Annotated in this window: 17 protein-coding genes; 11 read left to right on the top strand and 6 right to left on the bottom strand. The window is 74.3% G+C overall.

Annotation, left to right across the window (positions count from 1 at the left end; translation table 11 throughout):
• Nucleotides 1-51: 51 nt before the first annotated feature.
• From SXIN_RS05330 to SXIN_RS05315, 4 genes are read right to left on the bottom strand one after another with little or no spacing between them, the layout of a single operon-like run.
• Nucleotides 52-2274: a TOMM precursor leader peptide-binding protein gene (locus SXIN_RS05330; RefSeq protein ID WP_238153680.1), complete on the bottom strand. Its 2223-nt coding sequence runs from the start codon at nt 2272-2274 to the stop codon at nt 52-54.
• Nucleotides 2264-4630, bottom strand: coding sequence for a TOMM precursor leader peptide-binding protein (locus tag SXIN_RS05325; protein WP_095756653.1), 2367 nt, complete (start codon nt 4628-4630; stop codon nt 2264-2266). The genes SXIN_RS05330 and SXIN_RS05325 overlap by 11 nt, the downstream gene beginning before the upstream one ends.
• Before the next feature lie 3 nt (nt 4631-4633).
• On the bottom strand, nt 4634-6553 hold the full coding sequence (locus tag SXIN_RS05320; protein WP_095756652.1) for an AfsR/SARP family transcriptional regulator: 1920 nt from the start codon (nt 6551-6553) through the stop codon (nt 4634-4636).
• An 8-nt stretch (nt 6554-6561) separates the two neighbouring features.
• Nucleotides 6562-6816, bottom strand: a complete 255-nt coding sequence (locus tag SXIN_RS05315; RefSeq protein ID WP_095756651.1) for a hypothetical protein — start codon at nt 6814-6816, stop codon at nt 6562-6564.
• A gap of 513 nt (nt 6817-7329) precedes the next feature.
• Between SXIN_RS05315 and SXIN_RS05310 the strand changes: the two genes are divergently transcribed.
• From SXIN_RS05310 to SXIN_RS05285, 6 genes are all read left to right on the top strand, one after another.
• A complete protein-coding gene (locus SXIN_RS05310; RefSeq protein ID WP_095756650.1) occupies nt 7330-8514 on the top strand; it encodes an ROK family transcriptional regulator in 1185 nt (394 codons plus the stop codon).
• 413 nt (nt 8515-8927) lie between these two features.
• Nucleotides 8928-10430, top strand: a complete 1503-nt coding sequence (locus SXIN_RS05305) for a sugar ABC transporter ATP-binding protein (RefSeq protein ID WP_095756649.1) — start codon at nt 8928-8930, stop codon at nt 10428-10430.
• Nucleotides 10427-11536, top strand: a complete 1110-nt coding sequence (locus SXIN_RS05300) for an ABC transporter permease (protein ID WP_095756648.1) — start codon at nt 10427-10429, stop codon at nt 11534-11536. The genes SXIN_RS05305 and SXIN_RS05300 overlap by 4 nt, the downstream gene beginning before the upstream one ends.
• A 173-nt stretch (nt 11537-11709) precedes the next feature.
• On the top strand, nt 11710-12753 hold the full coding sequence (locus SXIN_RS05295) for a substrate-binding domain-containing protein (RefSeq protein WP_019710906.1): 1044 nt from the start codon (nt 11710-11712) through the stop codon (nt 12751-12753).
• A gap of 67 nt (nt 12754-12820) precedes the next feature.
• Nucleotides 12821-14074 carry a Gfo/Idh/MocA family protein gene (locus tag SXIN_RS05290; protein WP_095756647.1) on the top strand — a complete coding sequence of 418 codons (1254 nt, stop codon included), beginning with the start codon at nt 12821-12823 and terminating at the stop codon, nt 14072-14074.
• An 11-nt stretch (nt 14075-14085) separates the two neighbouring features.
• Nucleotides 14086-15093 carry a sugar phosphate isomerase/epimerase family protein gene (locus SXIN_RS05285; protein WP_019710904.1) on the top strand — a complete coding sequence of 336 codons (1008 nt, stop codon included), beginning with the start codon at nt 14086-14088 and terminating at the stop codon, nt 15091-15093.
• 273 nt (nt 15094-15366) lie between these two features.
• Here the strand turns inward: SXIN_RS05285 and SXIN_RS05280 are convergent, their stop codons facing one another.
• The gene (locus tag SXIN_RS05280) at nt 15367-15708 is read right to left on the bottom strand and encodes a helix-turn-helix domain-containing protein (protein ID WP_019710903.1); all 342 of its coding nucleotides are present in this window, start codon (nt 15706-15708) and stop codon (nt 15367-15369) included.
• Nucleotides 15705-15965, bottom strand: a complete 261-nt coding sequence (locus tag SXIN_RS33010) for a hypothetical protein (protein ID WP_420341039.1) — start codon at nt 15963-15965, stop codon at nt 15705-15707. Before SXIN_RS33010 ends, SXIN_RS05280 begins: the two co-directional genes overlap by 4 nt.
• Nucleotides 15966-16048: 83 nt before the next feature.
• Here SXIN_RS33010 and SXIN_RS05270 point away from each other — a divergent pair, with 83 nt between their 5' ends.
• The 5 genes from SXIN_RS05270 (at nt 16049) to SXIN_RS05250 (ending at nt 23314) form a co-directional block, all read left to right on the top strand.
• Nucleotides 16049-17023 (top strand): hypothetical protein, encoded by a 975-nt coding sequence (locus SXIN_RS05270; protein ID WP_157916255.1) that lies wholly within the window; start codon nt 16049-16051, stop codon nt 17021-17023.
• Nucleotides 17016-17594: an O-methyltransferase gene (locus SXIN_RS05265; protein WP_019710901.1), complete on the top strand. Its 579-nt coding sequence runs from the start codon at nt 17016-17018 to the stop codon at nt 17592-17594. Before SXIN_RS05270 ends, SXIN_RS05265 begins: the two co-directional genes overlap by 8 nt.
• 17 nt (nt 17595-17611) lie before the next feature.
• Entirely contained in the window at nt 17612-18544 is a 933-nt protein-coding gene (hemC, locus tag SXIN_RS05260) for a hydroxymethylbilane synthase (RefSeq protein WP_019710900.1), read from the top strand.
• Nucleotides 18545-19028: 484 nt separating this feature from the next.
• Entirely contained in the window at nt 19029-21497 is a 2469-nt protein-coding gene (locus SXIN_RS05255; protein ID WP_019710899.1) for a PQQ-dependent sugar dehydrogenase, read from the top strand.
• A 518-nt stretch (nt 21498-22015) separates the two neighbouring features.
• Entirely contained in the window at nt 22016-23314 is a 1299-nt protein-coding gene (locus tag SXIN_RS05250; protein ID WP_238153934.1) for a ThuA domain-containing protein, read from the top strand.
• The last annotated feature ends 492 nt before the right edge of the window (nt 23315-23806 follow it).

The following is a 23806-nucleotide window of genomic DNA, read 5'->3' as shown; positions in this document are numbered from 1 at the left end:
TCGTGGTGTCGGTCGTGGTCGGTCTCGGTCGGTCGCGGTCGGCGGTGACGGTCAGGGGAACGGATGCGGCGCCGGGTTGAAGTCGTCCGGTACGAGATCGCGCTCGCGCAGCCCCGCCTCCCGCAGGGCGGTGCGCAGCCGCGGCATCCCCAGGGCCCGCTGCCGGGTCCAGCCGAAGTCGATCGGCAGCAGCCCGGGCACGAGGACGGAGACCGTCGTCAGCCCCAGACCCCGCTGCTCGGGCATGGTCTGGTCGACCACGATCACGTCGAAGCCCGCGCCCGTCACCGTGTCCACGCAGGTCCGCAGATCGTCCAGGAGATCACCGGAGACCGGCGGCACCTCCCGCTGAAGGTCCGTCAGCGAGCGCATCGGCGGGCGGGGCGCGCCCGGTTCGCCGAGGAGGAAGCGGGCGTGGTCGCCCATCTCCGGCACGCCGTAGGCCAGCGGATGGTCGTGCAGCGCCTCGACCTTCGCGAAGTCGCGCGCCATGGCGCTCAGCCGCTCCCAGTCGCGCTCGGTGCGCCCCCGGAGGTTGACGGCGTCGGTGGCGATCTCGCAGAGGGCGCCGGCCAGCGCCGCCTCCGGGTCGAGACCGGCGCCCGCGCCGAAGCACATCCGCCCGATGCCGCCGTCGGGCCGCACGGCGACCCCGGTCACCACGGGAACGGGGAAGCTGATCCGGGTGTCGAAGAAGCGGGCCTCGTAGCCGTACATCTCCAGCCGATCCACCATCTGCCGGGTGGCGGCGCGGGCGCTGGTGCGCGGGTCGATCTCCGGGAGGGCGGCCCGCCCGTACCAGGTGAGCAGGAAGGCGTCGCGCTCGACGACCTCCATCAGCCCGCAGTAGACCGCCTCCTCCAGACAGCCGCCGGACGCGCAGCCGTTGGAGCTCTCCTGGACGAACCGGTTCTCCAGGCCCGGAGCGTGGTAGTACGTCAGCACCTCGGGGACGAGAACGGGCTCGCCCTCGCGCAGCGAGTACCCCCACACCCAGGGGATCTCCCGGCCGGGGGAGAAGGGCGTGACCCGCGGATTCGCGCGGTGGAATTCCTCGGAGTACAGGCCGCAGGTGCGCGGGTCCAGCGCGCGGACGCCGCGCGCCCGCAGCCCGTCCAGGGAGTCCCTCAGCTGCGCCGGCTTGGCGCGCGACCGCATCCCCGCGTACCGCTCCAAGCCCTCCAGGACGCCGATCCGCACGCTCTGCGCGTAGCTGTCGGCGTGGCCGCCCCAGAACGTCTCGCGGAGGTACTCCCCGGAGCGCATGGAGAAGCAGCCGATGGTCGCGGAGGTGGAGGGGGACGCGATGTCGTGCACCACGGACGGGCCCAGCGAACCGCACACCGGGTTGGCGTACGGCTCGGCCGGCAGCTCGTAGTCGCGGATGTCGCGGACGCGGAAGGAACCGGGCCGGTGCTTGGGCGCGGGGCGGAGGGTGAGCACGGCCGCCTCCGGCGTGTCCTCCTCGGCGCGGCCGCAGCGCGGGCACTCCGGGTCCGGCACCAGCGGGTAGTGCCGGACCGACAGGGTGCGCAGATCGACCAGATGGACGGCCGGGAACGCGCCGCCGCGCGGCCCCGCCCCGCCGAGCCGGGCGGCCGTCAGCGCGGCCAGCGCGTCCGCCGTGAACGGGGTGAGATACGGCCACGCCCCGGCCGCCCGGGTACCGGAGCCCAGCTCCAGCGCCTCGCGCAGGGCGACGGAGCGCACGGCCTGCCACCGGCGGTCGAGGCAGCGGGCGCAGGGGCCCGCCGGCCCGGGCGCGTGCGGGGAGTCGCCGGCCCCCGGGGGGAGGGGGCCGACGACGGCCAGGTGCCCGTAGAACCGTACGGGGACGGAACCGGCGGGGGCGTTCGCCCCACCGGGTATGGCCGGCCCGGGAGTTGACGCCGGGCCGGACGGCCGGGGCTCCGGTGCGGTGAAGGCGTCGGTGACGCCCAGCGCGGCGACGTCCAGCGGGGCCGGGGTCCCGTGCGCGGCGAGGCCGCGGTGCAGCAGTACGGCCAGCTCACGGCAGGCCCGCTCCCAGGGCGCTCCGGGTCCGGTGGCCGCCGCGCCGGGGGAGGTACCCGGGGGCCGCGCCCCCGGGACCGGCGCCTCGGCCCCGGGGACGGCGGCGGGGGAGGCTCCGCCCGCGCCCCCCGGGGCGGCAACCGGCCCGGCCGGTACGGGGGTTGCGGGAGCGGGGGTTGTCCGGCCGGTGCTCCCGGCCGCGGCGGTCCCAGTCACGGTGGTGGTCCGGCCGGTGCTCCCGGTGGGGGTCTCAGTGGCCATCCGCGCCGCCGTCCGAGCCGGAACGGGCAGCGGTGGAGGAGCCGGTTCCGGTGCCGGTTTGCGTGCCGGTGCCGGTCGCGGAGTCCGCGCCGGAGCCGCCGGCCGCGCCGGTGGTGAGCAGGACCCGGGCGGTGCGGATGCCGCCCGCGGACAGGTCGGCCGGGGTGGTGTCGAGGTACAGGACGTCCCGTCCGGCCGCGCGGAGCCGGTCCAGCACCGTCTCGAACGTCGTGGCCTCCGTGTCCGGTGCCACCGTCCCGGTCCCGCCGTCCGCCGCGCCGCCGCCCGTCACCGCGATGGCCGCGGGGGCCAGGTCGGCGAGCAGCGGGTCGCCCTGGTCGACGGTCCTCTCCGGCTCCTCGGCGGCGAGCTGGGCCTGTCCCAGCAGGTCCCGCAGCGCCGCGCAGGCCGCCGCGGAGCGCGACAGGCCGGCGGCGGCCGCCCAGCGGCCCCCCGGCTCCCGCGCCAGCACCACCCGTGCCGAGGAGCGGGCGTCCTCCCCGAGGTCGAGCAGTTCCACCGGCAGATCCAGGTTGCCCGCCGACTTCCGCAGGAAGACCAGCTCCGGATCGCCCACGGCGTCCCCGAGCGGGGTCACCTCCGTCGTGCCGCGCACCGCCCGCAGCAGCGCGTCGTGCGCCAGCGCCGACAGCAGTCCGCGCCCGGCGGCCTCCCCGGGCCCGCCGCCCGCCCCGGCTCCCGCGCCGCTCGCCTGGTGCAGCCGGTCCCGGTTGTACGGGCCGAAGGGCCGCACCGCCGCCGCCGGCACCCGGACCGGCTCCCGGGTGAGCAGCGACACGGCGGTCACCCACGCGGTGACCTCGGCCGCAGCCCGGCCGGTGCCGCCTCCCGTCGTCAGCGCGTCGGGGGCCAGGGCCGGCAGCGGCGCGGTCCCGGAGCCGGCTCCGGCGGAGGCGGCCGGGGCGGGCACGGCGGGGACCACGTGTTCGACGTAGGCCTCGGCCGCCGCGTACAGGGCCCGCAGGCGCGCACCCGCGAGATGGTGCACGTCGAACGCGGCGATCTCGCGCCGCACGCCGTGGCCGAGCGCGACCTCCACCCGGCTGATCTTCAGCGGGGTCTGGGTCAGCTCCTCGTCGTCGTACCGGCGGAAGACCCCGGTGTACGGGCGGACGAGCGCGTCGCTGATCCGGTTGAGCTCCTCGACCAGGTCCTCCGCCTCCCGGGCGGTCTCCACGGTCGGGGTGACGGGGAGCACCAGCCGCTCCGGTACCTCGGGCGTTTCCGCCGCGCCGGACGCCGCCCCGGCCGGCGCGGCGCAGCGGCGGCAGCGCGGATGCGGGTGCACGGGCTCGGCCATGACGTCCAGCGACTCCAGGTCCTGGATCAGCACCTGGCCGGCGGTCTCGGCGGGCAGCGCCCCGGTGCGCAGCCGGAAGATCTCGTAGCCCAGCAGATTGCCGGACATGGCGGCGACGGGGCCGGCGAGCGGTCCGCCGGCGCCGGGTGCCGGTGCGGCGGAACCGCCGGCCAGGCCGCTCCAGATCTCCGCCGCGGCGGCGGCGTCCGTGGTGCCGCCGAGCCGCAGCAGGGCGCAGTGCAGGCAGCCGGTGGACGTGGCGGTGGACAGCGGACCGGTGACGGCGCGGCCGCCGAAGGTCCAGGCGGGGATCAGGGTGCGGCCCTCGGGCACGCCCTCGCACAGCAGCCGGTGGGTGCGGGCCTCGGCCCCGGGGCCGGTGACGACCACGACGTCGTAGCCGTCGAGCGCGGCCCAGCCCGCGGTCTCGCCGGGGTCCAGGCGGTCGGCCCGCACCGGGCAGCCGTCGGCCGCGGACTCGGCCGCCTCCGCGGCCACCTCGGGAAAGGCGGTGGTGGTCGCGATGTGGCCGCAGCCGTTGCGGACCAGGCTCAGCGCGCACCAGCGGGCCGTCTCGTCCTCGCCCAGCACGGCGACGCGGGTGTCGCGGAAGCGGGCGAAGCGGCGGGGCGCGCCGTCGGTGTAGTGGTCGACGTAGGCGATCTGGGCGGCGAACCGGCGGGAGACGTCGCCGGGCTCCGGGCCGTCCGTGTCGGCGTCCGGTACGTCGCGGGCGAAGCCGCGCTCGTACAGCGTCTTGACCAGCTCGGCGGCCATGGCGCGCTGGGCCGGTCCGAAGCCCTCGCAGATCTCGCCGAGCCGGTTGCGCCCGGCCAGGTGCGGCACCATCAGCGCGGCGAAGCGGTAGGCGGCGCGGCCGGTGAGGTGGAAGCCGCCGTCGGCGTTGTGGAAGAGCACCCCGCCCGGGGTCTCGGTGAAGAGTACGTCCCGCCGCACCCGCGGCCGGGTGCCGGCGAGTGCCTCGAAGGCGCCGGCCGGGGTGGCGGGCGCGGTGCCGGTCACGTCTGCTGTCATCGGTCACACCTTCTCTGTGGGGCGGGTTCGGGTCGCGGCTTCGCGCGCGAAGCGATGGAGCAGCGGATGCATCCGGTAGGGGCCGGGCGGCCCCTCCTCCAGGAGCCCGGCGTCGGCCAGCCGTTCCAGGACGGCCTCCGCCTCGGCGCCGGTCATGCCGAGCGCCGGGGCGCCGTCCCCGGCCCGGAAGGTCCCCCCGGGCAGCGACCCGAGCCGCAGGAAGGCCTCGGCGAGCCGGGGGTCGAGCCGTCCGAGGGCGCCGCCGAACACCTCCGGAACGGACATGCCGGGGGAATCGGCCAGGGAGAGCCGGCCGATCGGGTCGCCGGCCAGCCAGCCTGCGGCGTCGGCCAGCCGCAGCCCGGGGCGGGTCAGCAGACGGGCCGTCATGATCCGCAGAGCGAGCGGGTGGTGACCGCAGACGTCCGCCAGCCGGCGGGCCGCCTCCGGCTCGGCCGCCACCCGCTCGGCGCCCAGCACCGCGCACAGCAGCCGGTACGACTCGTCCTCGCCGAAGACGGAGAGCCGGTGCACCCGCCCGCCGTGCGTCGCCACGAGGCCGGCGAGTCCCATCCGGCTGGTGACGACGGCCGCACCGCCCGCCCCGGCCGGAAGCAGCGGGCGCACCTGGGCGGCGTCCGCCACGTCGTCGAGGATCAGCAGGGTCCGCTCGCGGTCCCCGCACTCCCGGAGCCCGGCCGTCAACGCGGCGGCGGCATCGGCCGGTTCGCGCGGCGCGCCGTCCGGGTCCGTCATCGGCACCAGCAGCGGCCCGCCCGGGAAGGCGGCCCGTACGAGCTGCGCGACGTGCCGGGCCAGCGCCGACTTGCCGATGCCGGGGGCGCCGCACAGCAGGATCAGCGGGGGTTCGCCGCCGTGCTCCGCGTAACGGGTCAGGCTCTCCACCATGGTTCCGACCTCGGCCGCCCGGCCCGTGAAGGACGGCACGGCGGGGGTGCCGGGCGGCTCCGAGGCCGCGGCGGCCGGGGCCGGCCGCCGGTCAGCGGGCCGCGCGGTGAGCGCGGCCGGCGGGGGAGGCGCGGCGGCCAGGGCGGCCGCCGGCGCGGAGGTGCCAAGACCCGTGGTTCTCCCCGGGGTTCCGCCTCCCGCGGGCTCCCGGTCGACGCGGACCACCGGCCCGGACCGCGGGTGCCCCCGGCCGGCCCCGTCCGCCGCCGGGGCCAGCTCCTCACCGCGCAGGATGGCCAGCTCCAGCCAGCGGAGCGTCGGGGACGGGTCCACGCCCAGCTCCTCCCGCAGGTACTCCTTGACGCGCCGGTACTCGGCCAGCGCCTCCGCCTGCCGTCCCGTGCGGTACAGGGCCTCCATCAGCTGCTCGTGGAACCGCTCGTGACCGGGGTGCGCGCGGGTCACCGCCCACAGCTCGGCCAGCGCCTCCCCGCACCGCCCGAGGGCCAGTTCGAGGTCGCAGACCCGCTCCACGGCGCGCAGCCGTTCCTCCGCCAGCCGCGGCACCTCGTCCCGGTGCAGCGTGTCGGACCGCACGTTGGCCAGCAGCGGGCCCTGCCACAGCGACAACCCCTCCTTCAGGGTGGAGAGCTCGGCTTCCGGGGCGTGCGCGGAGGCGGCGGCATGGCGCACGGCGTCCCGGAAACCGAGCAGATCGAGGGTCCTCGGCCCGGCGGTGATCCGGTAGCCGCCGGGGACCGCCTCGATGGGCGTCTCGGTGACCCCGTGCCGGGGCAGCAGCCGCCGCAGCCGCAGCACACAGGTCTGCAGCGCGGCCTTCGCGGTGGCGGGCTGCGCCTCACTCCAGACGGCCCGCTGGAGGTGCTCGGCGGACACCACGGAGTTGGCGTGCAGCAGCAGCACGGCCAGGAGAATCGTCGGCTTCGAGGGAGGGAGGACGACGGCGTCGGCCCCGTCGGTGACACTCAGCGGCCCGAGCAGCTGAAACCGCACCGGGCGGCCTAGTCCCAGCCGTTGACCAGCTTGCACACCTGCGGTGGTTCCACCGGGACGGGCACCGCGGCGGCGAGCCGGTCCCACTGGGCGCAGACGGTGCCGGCCACGGCGGACGGCAGCCCGCCGAGGCCGGGGGCGCCGGCGTCCGGGGCCGCCGGGCCGCTCTGGACGGCCGGTACGGAATTCCGGGGGGAACTCTGGGGGGAAGCGGCGGCGGCCACTCCGGCCGGGAGCGAGAGCACCAGGGCCAGCCCGATCACGGCGGTGGTCCCCCGCCGGCGGGCGGGCGTCGTTCTCTCACGGCAATTCCTGTACATGGCTTCCCCCTGGGACGAGCTGTGCCCTGCTGATCTCTGCGGTGGAAGAGACGATCCCAGCCGTTCGGGGGCTCGAACAGATGGATGGGTGTCAGCTTGCTGCACGAGGGCTGCAGCTTCGTGACAGTCATGTCCCGGGGCGGAGGGCGCTGCGGTGTCCGGCTCACGGATGTCGTTACCGGTGGGCCCGGGCGGGGTCGGCCGGGCGGCCCGGAGCGACTGTCCGCTGTCCGCTTCGTCCATGTCTCCGGCCGATCCTTTGTCCACGGTCAGGAGAAAGTTACCGATGATTCCTGCCAAACTTCTTCCCAGTCCCAACGACCGCTGCTAACTTCCCCGTTAAAGCCCGGCGAGCCGGAGACGGACCGCCGGGCGAGGCCGATGACCGGCGAAGACAGTGTCTTCCAGTGTCTTCCCATGCCGTGGGCGAGGGGAGGTTGGGGTGGCGTGAGGCGCATGACAGCACGACCCGCGAACGCGCACCAGGCGCGGCTGCTCCGGCTGCTGCGCGACGACGGCCCCCACTCCCGCGCCCAGCTCGGCGACCGGGTGGACCTGTCCCGGTCCAAGCTCGCCGTCGAGGTCGACCGGCTGCTGGAGACCGGGCTGATCGTCGCCGACGGGCTGGCCGCCTCGCGCGGCGGGCGCCGCTCGCACAACATCCGGCTCGCGCCCGCGCTCCGCTTCCTCGGGGTGGACATCGGCGCCACCTCGGTCGATGTGGCCGTCACCAACGCCGAGCTGGAAATTCTCGGCCACCTCAACCAGCCGCTGGACGTGCGCGACGGACCGGTGGCCGTCTTCGAACAGGTCCTCGCCATGACCGGCAAGCTGCGGGCCACCGGCGTCGCGCCGGACGGCTTCGACGGCGCGGGCGTCGGCGTCCCCGGACCGGTCCGCTTCCCCGAGGGCGTCCCCGTAGCACCGCCGATCATGCCGGGCTGGGACGGCTTCCCCGTCCGCGAGGTGCTGAGCCAGGAGCTCGGCTGCCCCGTCATGGTCGACAACGACGTGAACCTGATGGCCATGGGGGAGCAGCACGCCGGGGTCGCCAACTCCGTCCAGGACTTCCTCTGCGTCAAGATCGGCACCGGCATCGGCTGCGGCATCGTCGCCGGGGGAGAGGTCCACCGGGGGACGACCGGCAGCGCGGGCGACATCGGCCACATCCGGGTCGAACCCGACGGCCGTCCCTGCGCGTGCGGCAACCGGGGCTGTCTGGAGGCGTACTTCAGCGGCTCCGCGCTCGCACGGGACGCCGAGGCCGTCGCCCGCGACGGCAGTTCCGCCGAGCTCGCCGCCCGGCTGGAGACGGCGGGCCGGCTCACCGGCGCCGACGTCGCCGCCGCGGCGGCCGCGGGTGACGGGGCCGCGCTCGACCTGATCCGCGAGGGCGGCGAGCGCACCGGCCAGGTCATCGCCGGGCTCGTCAGCTTCTTCAACCCGGGCCTGGTGGTCATCGGCGGCGGGGTGACCGGCCTCGGCCACACCCTGCTCGCCGCCATCCGCACCCAGGTCTACCGCCAGTCCCTGCCCCTGGCGACCGGGAACCTCCCGATCGTCCTGGGCGAACTCGGTGCCGTCGCCGGTGTGATCGGCGCGGCCCGCCTGATCAGCGACCACTTGTTCTCACCCGCCTGACCTCCGCCGACCCGGGCCGGGTGACCGGCCCGGGACACGCCCCAGTACCGCCGCACCTCGGTAACGCCGCACCCGTACCGCCGCACCCCGTACCGCCGAACCGCGCCGCCGTACCACCGAGCCGTACCGCCGAACGAGCCGCACCACCGCACCGCAGCCGCCCGCACCGCGGCTCCGCCGCGAACTCCGCACGCCCGTACCGCAGCCGCGCCCTGCCCGCCCGCCGGCGCACCCGCCGAGGAGGCCCCGCCATGGCACCCGTGCCCGATCACCCGCCGCCGTCACCGGACCCGTCACCGGACCCCTCGCCGTCACCCGGCCCGTCCGCGACACCCTCCGCGACTCCGTCCGCGACACCGTCCGCGGCACCGGCGGCCGGCCGGCCCGCGCCGGACGGCGGCCCGCTGCTCACCATGACCGGCATCACCAAGTCCTTCCCCGGCGTACGGGCCCTCGACGGGGTCGATCTCGACGTCCTGCCGGGCGAGGTGCACTGCCTCCTCGGCCAGAACGGGGCCGGGAAGTCCACCCTCATCAAGGTGCTCTCCGGCGCCCACCGCCCCGACGCGGGGGAGATCCGCTGGCGCGGCGGACACGTCCACCTCACCTCGCCCACGGCCGCCATGAACCTCGGCATCGCCACGATCTACCAGGAACTCGACCTGGTCGACGGCCTGTCGGTCACCGAGAACGTCCATCTCGGCCATGAGCCGGCCACTGCCGGCTTCGTCCGCTCCCGCGCCGCCCGCTCGGCCACCGCCGCCCTGCTGGGCCGGCTCGGCCACCCCGAGATCGGCCCGGACACCCTGGTGCGCGATCTGTCCGCGGCCGGCCGGCAGATCGTCTCCATGGCCCGCGCCCTCTCGCACGACGTGCGGCTGATCGTGATGGACGAGCCCTCGGCCGTCCTCGACCCGGACGAGGTGGACAACCTCTTCCGCATCGTCGGCGATCTCACCGCCGCCGGGGTCGCCGTCGTCTACATCTCCCACCGGCTGGAGGAGATCCGCCGCATCGGCGACCGGGTCACCGTCCTCAAGGACGGCCGCGCCGCCGCCCGCGGCCTGCCGGCGCGCACCACCCCCACCCGGGAGGTCGTGGCGCTGATGACCGGACGCGACGTCGAGTACGTGTTCCCGGAGCGGCCCGCGCCGGCGGAGCCCGCCGGGCCGGCCGTCCCGGCGCCCGTCCTGAAGGTCGAAGGGCTCGCACGGAGGGGCGAGTTCGAGCCGGTGGACCTGGAGCTGCGCCCCGGCGAGATCGTCGGCCTGGCCGGACTCGTGGGCTCCGGGCGCTCCGAGATCCTGGAGACGGTCTTCGGCGCGCGGCGGCCCGGCGCGGGCCGGGTGCTGGTCGACGGCCGCCCGCTCCCGCCGGGCAGCGTCAGCGCCGCCGTACGGGCCGGGATCGGCCTGGCCCCGGAGGAGCGCAAGGCGCAGGGGCTGCTGATGCTGGAGTCCGTCGTCCGCAACGTCTCGGTCTCCTCCCTCGCCCGCTTCTCGCGCGGCGGCTGGCTCGACCGGGCCCGTGAGCGGGCCGCCGCGCACCGCTCCACCCGCGAGCTGTCGCTGCGCCCCGACGACCCGTCCGTCCCCGTCCGCACCCTCTCCGGCGGCAACCAGCAGAAGGTGGTCCTCGCCCGCTGGCTGCTGCGCGGCTGCAAGGTGCTGCTGCTGGACGAGCCGACGCGGGGCGTGGACGTCGGCGCGCGGGCCGAGCTGTACGCCCTGATCCGGCGGCTCGCCGACGACGGCGTGGCCGTCCTCCTGGTCTCCAGCGAGGTGCCCGAAGTGCTGGGCCTCGCCGACCGGGTGCTCGTCCTCCGGGAGGGCCGCGTCGTCCACACGGCGCCCGCCCGGGAGCTGGACGAGCACCGTGTCCTCGACCTCGTCATGGAAGGGAGCCCGTCGCGATGACCACGGGTGCCACCCCCGGGCCCGCCGTGCCCCCGCCGTCCCCGGCGCCGTCCACCGCCTCCCCGGCGGCTCCCGGCCCGGGAACGCAGGGGCCGCCGCCCGGCAAGGAGCCGTCCCCGCCGCCCGGAGCGCGCGGGGGGCCCGGGCGCCGGGCCGTGCCGGCCGCCTTCGCCGATCTGCGCAACCTCTCCCTGCTGGGGGTGCTGGCGGCGCTGGTGGTCGTCGGCGCGATCACCCGGCCCGAACAGTTCCTCTCCGGGGACAACCTCCAGCTCGTCCTCACCCAGGCGTCGGTGATCGGGGTCGTGACCGTCGGCGTCACCCTCGTCATCATCGGCGGCGGCATCGACCTGTCCGTCGGGGCGATCGTCGCGCTCGCCTCGGTATGGGCGACGACCCTCGCCACCCAGGAGTACGGGCTGGGCGGCATGCTGCTCTGCGCGGTCCTGGTGGGCCTGGGCTGCGGCCTGGTCAACGGGGCGCTCATCGCCTACGGCGGCATGGTGCCGTTCATCGCCACCCTGGCGATGCTCGCCTCCGCCCGCGGGCTGGCGCTCCAGATCAGCGACGGCAGGACGCAGGTCGTCACCGTCGACCCGGTGCTCGAACTCGGCCTGCCCGACGCCTATGTACTGGGCATACCGCCGCTCGTGCTGGTGTTCGCCGCCGTCACCGTCGTCGGCTGGCTGGTGCTCAACCGCACCACCTTCGGCCGCCGCACCGTGGCCGTCGGCGGCAACGCGGAGGCCGCCCGCCTGGCCGGCATCGACGTGCGGCGCCAGCGGCTGATGCTCTATCTGCTCTCCGGGCTGTGCTGCGGCATCGCCGCGTTCCTGCTGATCGTCCTCACCGGATCCGGCCAGAACACCAACGGCAATCTCTACGAACTCGACGCCATCGCCGCCGCGATCATCGGCGGCACCCTGCTCAGCGGCGGCCGGGGCACCATCACCGGCTCGGTGCTCGGCGTCCTCGTCTTCACCACGATCACCAATCTGTTCGCCCTCAACAACCTGCAGAGCGACGTCCAGCAGATCGCGAAGGGCGCGATCATCGTCGCCGCCGTCCTGGTCCAGCACCGCACGGCGCGCAGCGGGAGCTCGTAGCGGGGAGCTCCAGGAGGCGCGCACACCCGCGCGCACGCCGCAGCCAGCCGCCCCCGGCCGTCCGCACGGCCGTCCCTCGCACCGCCGAGCCACCGCCCCACCGCCCCACCGCCCCGCCCATCCGCGCACCACCGGCCGCGTCCGGCGTCCGCTCACAGTGGAGGTTCCCCGTCATGACACCACCGGTCCCCAGCCGCAGAGGTCTCCTCTTCGGCACCGCAGCCGTCTCCGCCGGCGCGTTCCTCACCGGCTGCACCAGCAACGAGAGCAATGAGAAGGGCGGCGCGCAGGACCCCGCCGGCGGCACCGACGACAAGCCCGGCAAGGCCGTCACCATCGGCTTCGCCGGCCCGCAGGCCGACCACGGCTGGCTCAACGCCATCAACGAGCAGGCGACGTCCCGCGCCAAGACGTACGAGGACGTGACGCTGGAGACCACCGAGGGCTCCAACGACACCGCCCAGCAGATCGGCCAGATCGAGACCCTGATCAACAAGAAGGTCGACGTGCTGGTGATCCTGCCGGCCGACGGCAAGGCCCTCACCCAGGTCGGGCTGAAGGCGATGCGGGCCGGCATCCCCGTCGTCAACCTCGACCGGATCTTCGACTCCCAGCAGGCGTACCGCTGCTGGATCGGCGGCGACAACTACGGCATGGGCCTCAACGCCGGCCGCTACATCGGCGAGCAGCTCAAGGACAAGCGCAACGCCAAGGTCGTCGAGCTCGCCGGCCTGGACAACCTGGAGCTCACCCGGCAGCGCACCAAGGGCTTCGACGACGCCCTCAAGAACTACCCGAACATCAAGAAGGTGGCCCGGCAGGCCGCCGAGTTCACCGTCGAGTCCGGACAGGCCAAGATGGCGCAGCTGCTCCAGGCCCAGTCCTCCTTCGACGCGCTCTGGAACCACGACGACGACCAGGGCGTGGGCGCCGAGCGCGCCATCAAGCAGGCCGGGCGCGACGAGTTCCTGATGGTCGGCGGCGCCGGTGCGAAGCACGCCATGGACGCCATCAAGGCCGACAACACCGTCCTCAAGGCCACCGTCCTCTACCCGCCGACCATGGCCGCCTCCGCGATCGACCTCGCCCGCGCCCTCGGCCAGGGCAAGGGCGTCGGCGGGCTCGCCGAACAGGAGATCCCCGCCTCGCTCACCCTCTACTCGGCCGTCGTCACCAAGGAGAACGTCGACGAGTACCTGCCGACCGGCTTCAGCTGACGCCCCGCCCCGCACGCCCGGGGAGAGCGCCCCGCCAGCAGCGAGACGACGACGAGGAGAGGCACCGATGGACGAGACCGGCACCGGCACGGACACGCACACCGGCCCCCACACCCCGGACACCCCGCCGGCCACCCTCGGGGTGGGCATGGTCGGCTACGCCTTCATGGGCGCCGCCCACTCCCAGGGGTGGCGCACCGCGGGCCGGGTCTTCGACCTCCCGCTGACGCCGGTGATGGCCGCCGTCTGCGGGCGCGACCCGGCCGCCGTGCGGGCGGCGGCCCGCCGGCACGGCTGGGCCGCGGCCGAGACGGACTGGCGTGCGCTGATCGCCCGCGACGACGTCCAGCTCGTCGACATCTGCACCCCGGGCGACAGCCACGCGGAGATCGCCATCGCGGCCCTGGAGGCCGGCAAGCACGTGCTGTGCGAGAAGCCGCTCGCCAACACGGTCGCCGAGGCCGAGGCCATGGTGGAGGCGGCCGACCGCGCCCGGGAGCGCGGGCAGCTCGCCATGGTCGGCTTCAACTACCGCCGGGTGCCCGCCCTGGCGTTCGCCCGGCGGCTGGTCGCGTCGGGCCGGCTGGGCACCCTGCGGCACGTCCGCGTCACCTACCTCCAGGACTGGATCACCGACCCGGAGTTCCCCCTCGTCTGGCGGCTGCGCAAGGAGCGCGCGGGTTCCGGCGCGCTCGGCGACCTCGGCGCGCACATCGTCGACCTCGCGCAGCACCTGACGGGCGAACACCTGGCCGGGGTCTCCGCGCTCACCGAGACCTTCGTGAAGGAGCGGCCGCTGCCGGGCGCCGCGCACGGCCTGTCCGCGGCGGCGGACGGCGCGGGGCGCGGCCCGGTGACGGTGGACGACGCGGCCCTCTTCACCGGCAGGCTGGCCTCCGGGGCGCTGGCCTCCTTCGAGGTCACCCGGGTCGCCGCCGGGCGCAAGAACGCCCTGCGCATCGAACTCAACGGCGCCCTCGGCTCGCTCTCCTTCGACCTCGAACGCCTCAACGAGCTGTGCTTCCACGACCACACGGAGGAGGCCGCGGTCTCCGGTTTCCGCCGCATCCTCGTCACCGAACCCGAACACCCGTATCTGGAGGCGTGGTGGCCGCCCGGCCACGGCCTCGGCTACGAGCACACCTTCGTCCACCAGGCCCGCGACCTGGTGCACGCCATCGCCGCGGGCACCGGCCCCCGGCCGTCGTTCGCCGACGGGCTGCAGGTGCAGCGGGTCCTCGCGGCCGTCGAGGAGAGCGCCCGGCACGAGAGCCGCTACACACCCGTCGAGCCCGCCCCCGTCCTCCCCGCCCTCGCCTGAGGAGGCCCCTGATGACCCGACCGTTCACCCTCTTCACCGGCCAGTGGGCCGACCTGCCCCTGGAGGAGGTCTGCCGGCACGCCCGCGACTTCGGCTACGACGGCCTCGAACTGGCCTGCTGGGGCGACCACTTCGAGGTCGACCGGGCGCTGGCCGAGCCGGACTACCTCGCCGGCCGCCACGCTCTGCTGGAGAAGTACGGGCTCACCTGCCACGCGATCTCCAACCACCTCGTCGGCCAGGCCGTCTGCGACGCCATCATCGACGAGCGCCACCGGGCCATCCTCCCCGGCCGCATCTGGGGCGACGGCGAACCGGAGGGCGTACGGCGGCGCGCCGCCGCCGAGATGGCCGACACCGCCCGGGCCGCCGCCGCCTTCGGCGTCCGCACCGTCATCGGCTTCACCGGCTCCGCCATCTGGCACCTGGTGGCGATGTTCCCGCCCGCCCCGCCCCAGATGATCGAACGCGGCTACGAGGACTTCGCGGAACGCTGGAACCCCGTCCTCGACGTCTACGACGCGGAGGGCGTCCGCTTCGCCCACGAGGTCCACCCCGGCGAGATCGCCTACGACTACTGGACCACCCACCGCGCCCTGGAGGCCGTGGACCACCGCCCCGCCTTCGGCCTCAACTTCGACCCCAGCCACTTCGTCTGGCAGGACCTCGACCCGGTCGGCTTCCTCTGGGACTTCCGCGACCGGATCTACCACGTCGACTGCAAGGAGGCCCGCAAGCGCCTCGACGGCCGCAACGGCCGCCTCGGCTCCCACCTCCCCTGGGGCGATCCCCGCCGCGGCTGGGACTTCGTCTCCGCCGGCCACGGCGACGTGCCGTGGGAGGACGTCTTCCGGATGCTCCGCTCCATCGGCTACGACGGCCCGATATCGGTCGAATGGGAGGACGCCGGCATGGACCGCCTCACCGGCGCCCCCGAGGCCCTGCGCCACCTCAAGGCGTACGACTTCGACCCGCCGTCCGCGAGCTTCGACGCGGCCTTCGGCGGCGCGGACGACTGAACGGCACGACACCCCGGCACCACAACAGCCTGCCCGCCGGGTCCGGTTGCTCCCGAGCGGCGCCGACCGGGCCCGGCCCGCACCGCGCCCTCGGCGCGGGCCCCGGCCCACGGCGGCACCGCCGCCGGCAGGGTGCGGCCCGTCCGGCGACCACCCCCACGGCCGCCGGGCGGGCCGACGCCCTTGGCTCCCCCTGCACTCCAGGTCCGAGGACAGCACGACCGGAAGGGGGGCGCGGCCGACGGATGACGCAGGGGAAGGTGCCCGGCCGGCTCAGGCTGCGTCGGTGCGGTGCCCGGCGAAGCTCACTTGGGTCTCGTCATCGTCGAGGGCGATGTTGAGGGTCGCGTCCAGGGTCTTGGCGAGCTTGGCGAGGAGCGGCAGCGTGGGGACGGTGTCGGAGCCTTCGATCCGGGAGATCTTCGCCTGGGTGAGGCCCGCACGGGCGGCCAGTTCGGTCTGGGTGAGCCCGAGTTCGGCGCGCCGGTCGTACACGGCCTGCGCGAGGGCCATGGACAGCCGGATCTCGCGACGGGCCTCGGCCACGTCCTCCGGCTCGGTGAAGCCCTCGGCAAGCTTGCGCTCACGCGGGGCCTTCCAGCGGCTGTGGCTCATTGCTCCACCTCTCCTTTCTCGATGACGCGGACGAACTCCCCGTGGGCCGGTCCGTGCTCGGCCTCGCAGACCTTCTGTGCGAGTTTGGCGCGTCCGACCTCGGCGTCCTCCCGCAGTCTCGTCTTGCGGAAGACGGTCAGCAGGACGGCTGTGCGGTTCGGTACTCCGCCACATGGTCCACGCCATTTGACCCCACGCTGACGGACCGAAGGGGTCCAACCTGCGATCTGCCCCCTTGAAGGGCTGCGAGCATCCACCCGGCAGGTTCTCCTGCATGCGCGCTCCCGCACACATCCTCGCGCCCCTGGTTGCCGACACCATGCCGGTATCTACTCTCCGCATGACCGTCCTCACTGAGCGCGAAGCGCCGAGCCCCGATGGCATCAACCCCTCCCGCGCACGCCGTGCAGTGCGAGCCCTCTACACCCGCCAGACCCTCGCCACGGCGGACCTGAGCGCACCCCTCCTCGTGCTCCCCGACGAAGCCCCGAAGGCCGGCTCACTCCCTGGCGCCGCGCCCCTCACCGCCGTACCGCCGACCGTCGGCCGCTGGGCAGCCCTCGGCATCCATGGCATCAAGGTCTTCGCGTACGGCCACGACCGCGACGGCCGCGCCTCCGGCGCGCTCGCCCCCGGCAACCGCATGGTGGCCGCGGTCACCGCCGTGAAGGCGGCCGTCCCGGACATGGCCGTCACCACGGAGGTCTGCGGCTGCTCCTGGACCGACCACGGCGAATGCGTCCTGCGCGACCCTGGCGGAGGTATCAACCTCGACGCCACCTACCGGCTCATGGGCGCCATGGCGGTGCAGCACGCCGACGCCGGCGCCGACGTCGTCTCGCCCACGGCGATGCTCGACGGCTCGATTCGCGCCGTCCGCGCCGCGCTCGACGAGGCCGGGCACCGCGACGTCGGCGTGAACCCGAACCTCGCCATCCACACCGGCTTGTACGGCCCGTTCAAGACGCTGATGGACACCGACCCGCAGTCCGGGCACCGTCGAGGCTTCCAGTTGGAGCCCGGCCGCGCTGACCGGGACACGATCCTCCAGGCCCGCCGCTGGATCGACGAGGGCGCCGACTCCCTCACGCTCCAGCCGGTCATGACGGCCGCCGACGTTCTCGTACGGCTCCGCGACGACCAGCGAGTCCCGATTGTCGCGTACTCCACCTCCGGCGAGTGGGCTGCGCTCCAGGCCCTCGGCACGTCCGGGACGGTGGAGTACCTGGCCATGCTCAAGCGCTCCGGTGCGGACCAGATTCTCACCTTCGCCGCCGAGACCGCGGCCCGGCACCTGGAGGCCTGCCGTGCGTGACGAGCCCTGTATCCGCCCGCCGCAACTCGACGCCATCCTCGCCGACGCGGCCCGCGCCGAGTTCGCCATGTCCTGCGAGGACCGCACCGGCTGCCTTCTCGCCACCCTCGCCGCGTCCAAGCCCGGCGGCCGGTTCCTTGAACTCGGTACCGGCGTCGGAGCCGGTGCGGCGTGGCTGGCGGCCGGCATGGACCCAACCGCCCACCTGGCCACCGTCGAGAGGGACCAGGCCGTCCAGTCGATCGCCCGCCGCCACCTCGGTGACGACCCGCGGATCACGTTCGTCACGGCGGACGCGGACGCCTGGCTCACCGAGCAGGAGACGCCCGGGAGGTTCGATTTCGCCTACGTCGATTGCAGGCCCGGGAAGTACCTCCGCCTGCCGGACCTCCTCGCACTGCTCAAGCCGGGGGCCCTGTACGTCGTGGACGACATGCTCCCGCAGGCCACATGGCCGAAGGACCATCAGCTGCGCGTCGACGGCTTCCTCGAACAACTGCCCGAGGTGCCCAACTGGCGCGCCACGCCGATGCGGTGGGCGTCGGGACTGGTGGTCGCCGCCCGCATCTGAAGGTCTATCGTGCCCTCATGGCCCGTGATCTGATCCGCATCGTCTCCCGCGACTCGCCGATGGCTCTCGCCCAGGTGGAACGTGTCCGCACCGAGCTGGCCGCGCTCCACCCCGGCACCCGGACCAGCGTGCTCCCGGTGAAGACGACGGGCGACAAGTGGATGGGAGCCCTCTCCCAGGTCGAGGGGAAGGGCGCGTTCACCAAGGAGGTGGACGCCGCCCTTCTCGCCGGAGACGCCGACCTCGCAGTGCACTGCGTCAAGGACATCCCGGCCGACCGGCCCCTCCCGGCCGGCACCACGTTCGCCGCTTTCCTCAAGCGCGACGACATCCGGGACGCCCTGATCCACCCCGGCGGGCTCACCCTCGGCGAACTCCCCGCCGGGACCCGGATCGGCACATCGTCCGTGCGCCGGATCGCGCAGCTCGCCGCCTCCTACCCGCATCTGGAGTGCGTCCCCATGCGCGGCAACGCCAACCGGCGGATGGAGAAACTCGCCGCGGGCGAGGCCGACGCCCTGCTCCTGGCCGTCGCCGGTCTCGAACGGATCGGCCGCGCCGACGTCATCACGGAAACCCTGTCGACCGACGTGATGATGCCGCCGATCGGTGCCGGCGTCCTCGCCCTCCAGTGCCGCGAAGGCGACACCGAGCTGATCGACCTGATCAGCGGCCTCGGCGACCGCGACGCCTACCAGGAGACCCAGGCGGAACGGATGCTCCTTCACGTCCTGCAGGGGCACTGCAACTCGCCGATCGCCGGGTTCGCCCGGGTTGAGCGCAACGGCGAGCTGTCCCTACGTGCATGTGTCTTCTCCGCAGACGGCAAGACCGTGCTCAACGCCCATGAGTGGGCCGGCAGGCTCGACCCGTCCACGCTCGGTACATCCGTCGCCGTCACCCTCCTCCGCCAGGGCGCCCGCGAAGTGATCGACGGTATTCCGCACTGACCAACCCCGCTGGCGTAACCTTCCGCCACTGGCGGGCCGGGAAAGACGCCCGCCGCGCTGCATGTGTCCACCGACGCCCGGGCCATGGTTGCTCCACGGAGCCCTCTAATGCCTCATACGAGCCCTCGCAGCGAGCGTCCTCACCCCCCGGCGCGGTCCGCGGCGCATCCGTGGTCCCCGCGATCAGAGAATCCCCGGTCCGGGCGCCCGGTCGATTCGGGCGGCCGCCGGCTTCCGTCCGCCCTCCTCCCGCTCTTTGTCCAGAATCGGGAAGAAGGCGTGGCTGATGTGTGTCAAAGGGGTTTCCGAAAAGGACGAACAAAGCTACGGTCCTTGAGATGTACTGGTCACGGTGATCCCGGTGGTACGACGTACCCGCCGGGCCGGTACCCCGCCCTACCGTCCCGCACCTGCCCCGCTATCCGCACCCCCACGGCGCGACGGCGCGCGCCTGTCACACACCGTCATCCTCCGGAGGACATCCGTGCACAGGAAACGGCTCAGACTCCGCAAGTCCCTCGCGCTGCTGACGAGTTCACTGCTCGCCGGAGCCACCCTCGCCCTCACCGCCCCGCCCTCGGGCGCCGCCCCCGCCTCCGGCGAACGCGCCGGGCAGGCCCCCGCGGCGGAGGACTTCCAGCAGGTCACCCTCGCCAAGGGCGTGGCCGAGACCGGCGAGCCCATGACCCTCGCCGTGCTGCCCGACCGCTCGGTTCTGCACACCTCGCGCGACGGCACCTTACGCATCACCGACGCCGCCGGGAACACCGAGGTTTCCGGGAAGCTCCCCGTCTACTCGCACGACGAGGAAGGTCTCCAAGGCGTCGCGGTCGACCCGGACTTCGCCGACAACCGCGCGGTCTACCTCTACTACGCGCCCAAGCTCGACACCCCCGGCGGCGACGCCCCGGACAACGGCAGCGCGGAGGACTTCGCCCCGTACGAGGGCGTCAACCGGCTCTCCCGCTTCGTCCTGAACGAGGACGGCACGCTGGACACCGCCAGCGAGAAGAAGGTCCTCGACGTCCCCGCCACCCGCGGCATCTGCTGCCACGTCGGCGGCGACATCGACTTCGACGCCGAGGGGAACCTCTACCTCTCCACCGGCGACGACTCCAACCCCTTCGCCTCCGACGGCTACGCGCCCCTCGACGACCGCGCGGACCGCAACCCGGCCTACGACGCCCGCCGCACCTCCGGCAACACGAACGACCTGCGGGGCAAGATCCTGCGGATCAAGGTCGCGGACGACGGTTCGTACACGATCCCGGACGGCAACCTCTTCGCCCCGGGCACCGAGAAGACCCGCCCCGAGATCTACGCGATGGGCTTCCGCAACCCCTTCCGGATGAGCGTCGACCGGCCCACCGGCATCGTCTACGTCGGTGACTACGGCCCCGACGCCGGCGCCGCCGACCCGGACCGCGGCCCGGCCGGCATGGTCGAGTTCACCCGCGTCACCGCCCCCGGCAACTTCGGCTGGCCGTACTGCGTCGGCGACAACGAGCCCTACCGGGACTACGACTTCGCCACCGGCACCCCCGGTGAGACCTTCGACTGCTCCGCGCCCCGCAACACCTCCCGGCACAACACGGGCCTCGCCGAGCTGCCCGCCGCCCAGCCGGCCTGGATCCCGTACGACGGCGGCTCCCTGCCCGAGTTCGGCACCGGCTCCGAGTCCCCGATGGGCGGCCCCGTCTACCGCTACGACGCGGACCTCGACTCGCCGGTCAAGTTCCCGGAGGCCTATGACGGGGACTTCTTCGCCGGGGAGTTCGGCCGCCAGTGGATCAAGCGCATCGAACACGGCGCGGACGGGACGGTCGAGTCCATCAACGACGTCCCCTGGTCCGGCACCCAGATCATGGACATGGCCTTCGGCCCGGACGGGGCCCTGTACGTCCTCGACTACGGCCTCTCCTGGTTCGGCGGCGACGAGAACTCCGCCCTCTACCGCATCGAGAACGCCACGGGCGGCCACTCGCCGGTCGCCGAGGCCGCCGCCGACCGCACCTCCGGCCAGGCCCCGCTGAAGGTGACGTTCTCCGCCGAGGGCACCAAGGACGCCGACGGCGACGAGCTGACCTACCACTGGGACTTCGGCGACGGCGCCACCTCGGAGTACGCCGACCCCACCCACACCTACCGCGAGAACGGCACCTACACCGCCACCGTCACCGCGACCGACCCCTCGGGCCGCTCGGGCTCCGCGAGCGTCCACCTCACCGTCGGCAACACCGCCCCGACCGTCACCCTCGAACTCCCGGGTGACGGCCAGCTGTTCACCTTCGGCGACGAGATCCCGTTCAAGGTGACGGTGACCGACCCGGAGGACGGCGAGATCGACTGCTCGAAGGTCGAGGTCACGCACATCCTCGGCCACGACAGCCACGGTCACCCCGTCACCTCGGCCAAGGGCTGCTCCGGCACCCTGAAGACCTCGGCGGACGGTGAGCACGACCCCAACGCCAACATCTTCGGGGTCTTCGACGCCGCGTACACGGACAACGGCGGGGGCGGCCAGCCCGCGCTCACCGGCAACGACCGCAACGTCGTCCAGCCGAAGCACCGCCAGGCCGAGCACTACGGCGACACGCAGGGCGCCGAGAGCACCGAGCGCGAGGGTGCCCACGGCGGCCGGGTGGCCGGTTCCCTGGACGACGGTGACTGGATCGCCTTTGAGCCCTATCTGCTCGCGGACGCCACCGGTCTCACCGCGCGGGTCGCCTCCGGCGGCGCGGGCGGCACGCTGGAGATCCGCAGCGGCTCACCGGCCGGCACCCTCCTCGGCTCGGCGGAGGTCCCGGCGACCGGCGGCTGGGAGAGCTACGAGGACGTCACCGCCGAACTGACGGGGGCGCCCGGGGAGACCACCACGCTCTATCTGGTCGCCAAGGGCTCCGGTGACGGCCCGCTGTTCGAGGTGGACGACTTCACCTTCGGCACCGGCTGAACGGGCAGCCGGGGCCGGGCCCGGGCCCGGGTCCGGCCCCAACCGGCTCCTGACCGGCCGGGACGGCGATGAGCCGGCCCGGCCGGGGCCCACACCGAACGGTGGGCGGCCCGTGAGGTCCGCCCACCCCCGGAGCACCCCGCACCACCGCACACCCGCACCACCGCGCACCCCACGTCACGCGGCACCGCACCGCCGCACCACGCGGGACGCACCGCCCGACCCGGCCCGCCGCCCTCCGGCGGCGGGCCGCCGACCGCACCACCGGCCGACCCCGCGCCCCGGGCGGACGGCCCGGCCACCGCCCGGGAACACCCCGGGCCGGGGCCGGCCCCCGCCCTCGCCGCCCGGAGGAAGGAGCACCCCCCATGCGCACCCCCCGCACCCGGCGCCCGTCCCCCCTCACCCCTGCCCGCCGCCAGGCGGCCCCCCACCGCACCGCCCTGCCACCGGCCCTCCGCAACACCCCCGGCCGCTGGGCAGCGCTGTTGCTCTCCGCCGTGCTTATGCTCGGCGCCATGGCCCTTCCCGGCAGCGCGGCGCCGCAGCGCGCCGCCGACGACGACAGCGCGCGGATCCTGGTCTTCTCCAAGACGGCCGGCTTCCGCCACGACTCCATCCCCGACGGCATCGCCGCCGTCCAGGACCTCGGCGCGGAGAACGGCTTCCTCGTCGACGCCACCGAGGACGCCGCCGCCTTCACCCCCGAGAACCTCGGCCGCTACGACGCCGTCGTCTTCCTCTCCACCACCGGTGACGTCCTCGACGCGGAGCAGCAGCGGGCGTTCGAGGGCTACATCAGCGGCGGCGGCGGCTACGCCGGTGTCCACGCGGCCGCCGACACCGAGTACGACTGGCCCTTCTACGGCGGCCTGGCCGGCGCCTACTTCGAGAGTCACCCGGAGATCCAGCCCGCCACCGTCCTCGTCGAGGACCGGGCGCACGCCGCCACCGCGCACCTCGGCCCCACCTGGGACCGCACCGACGAGTGGTACAACTACCGCACCAACCCCCGTGACACCGCCCGGGTGCTGGCGAGCCTGAACGAGTCCTCGTACCGCGGCGGCACCATGGACGGGGACCACCCCATCGCCTGGTGCCAGGAGTACGAGGGCGGCCGCGCCTTCTACACCGGCCTCGGCCACACCAAGGAGTCCTACGCCGAACCGGCCTTCCTCGCCCACCTCCTCGGCGGCATCCGCTACGCCGCCGGCGACGCGGCGGCCGACTGCCGGCCCGAGACCGGCTACACCCCGCTCTTCGACGGCGCCGCCGCCGGCCTCGACGCCTGGCGCCAGGCCGGCCCGGGCTCCTTCGTCCCCGGCGAGACCGACGGCTCCACGCTCACCTCCTCCGGCGGCATGGGCCTCCTCTGGTACGGGGAGCGGGAGTTCGCCGCGTACTCGCTCAAGCTCGACTGGCGCATGTCCGGCGACGACAACTCCGGCGTCTTCGTCGGCTTCCCGGCCTCCGACGACCCGTGGACGGCCGTGGAACAGGGCTACGAGATCCAGATCGACGCCAGCGACGCACCCGACCGGACCACGGGCGCCGTCTACGGAGTCCAGTCCGCCGACATCGAGGCCCGGGACGGGGCGCTCAACCCGCCGGGGGAGTGGAACACCTTCGAGATCCGGGTCGAGGGCGAACGGCTGCGGGTGTGGCTGAACGGCGTCCTCGTCAACGACTTCACCAACACCGACCCGGCGCGCAGTCTCCGCGAGGGCCACATCGGCCTGCAGAACCACGGCGACGGCGACGAGGTGTCGTTCCGGAACATCCGGATCAGCGAACTTCCGGACGGAGGTGGGCAGTAATCCCACGGTGGCCCGGGACGGCCGGGCCACCGCTCCGCCCCGGCCCGGCGAACCTGCCGGGTCCGGGCAGGGGGCCGGGGGAGTGATCCCGAGCCACCCCGTCCGCCTGCAACAGCCCGTACGAACCGTAAGAGCCCGTAAGAACCCGTAAGGGCCCGTTCCGCCGGGCCGGTTCGCCGGTCCACCGTGGACGAGGTCACCGCCTCACGCGTTCACCGGATTCACGGTTCCACCGAGTCCACCGGCCCGCCCGGCTCGTTCCGCACCGCCGCACCGCCGCACCGCCGCACCGCCGCACCGCCGCACCGCCGCACCGCCGTACCCGTGCCCGCCGGCCGCACAGCGCACGCCGCGCGCCGCACAGCGCCCGTTCCCTGGGAGGCAGCCAGTGACGAACAGCCCGATCCCCTCCGGCCCCGGCCACGGCGGCCGTCCCGCCCCCGACGGCGAGGGCGGCGGCCGGGACGGTCACCCCGAGCACGGCCCGGCCGT

It is taken from the genome of Streptomyces xinghaiensis S187, from assembly GCF_000220705.2.
Classification (GTDB): Bacteria; Actinomycetota; Actinomycetes; order Streptomycetales; family Streptomycetaceae; genus Streptomyces; species Streptomyces xinghaiensis.
Note: the sequence above shows the minus strand (reverse complement) of the source record. Positions and strands in the feature narration are given on the sequence as shown.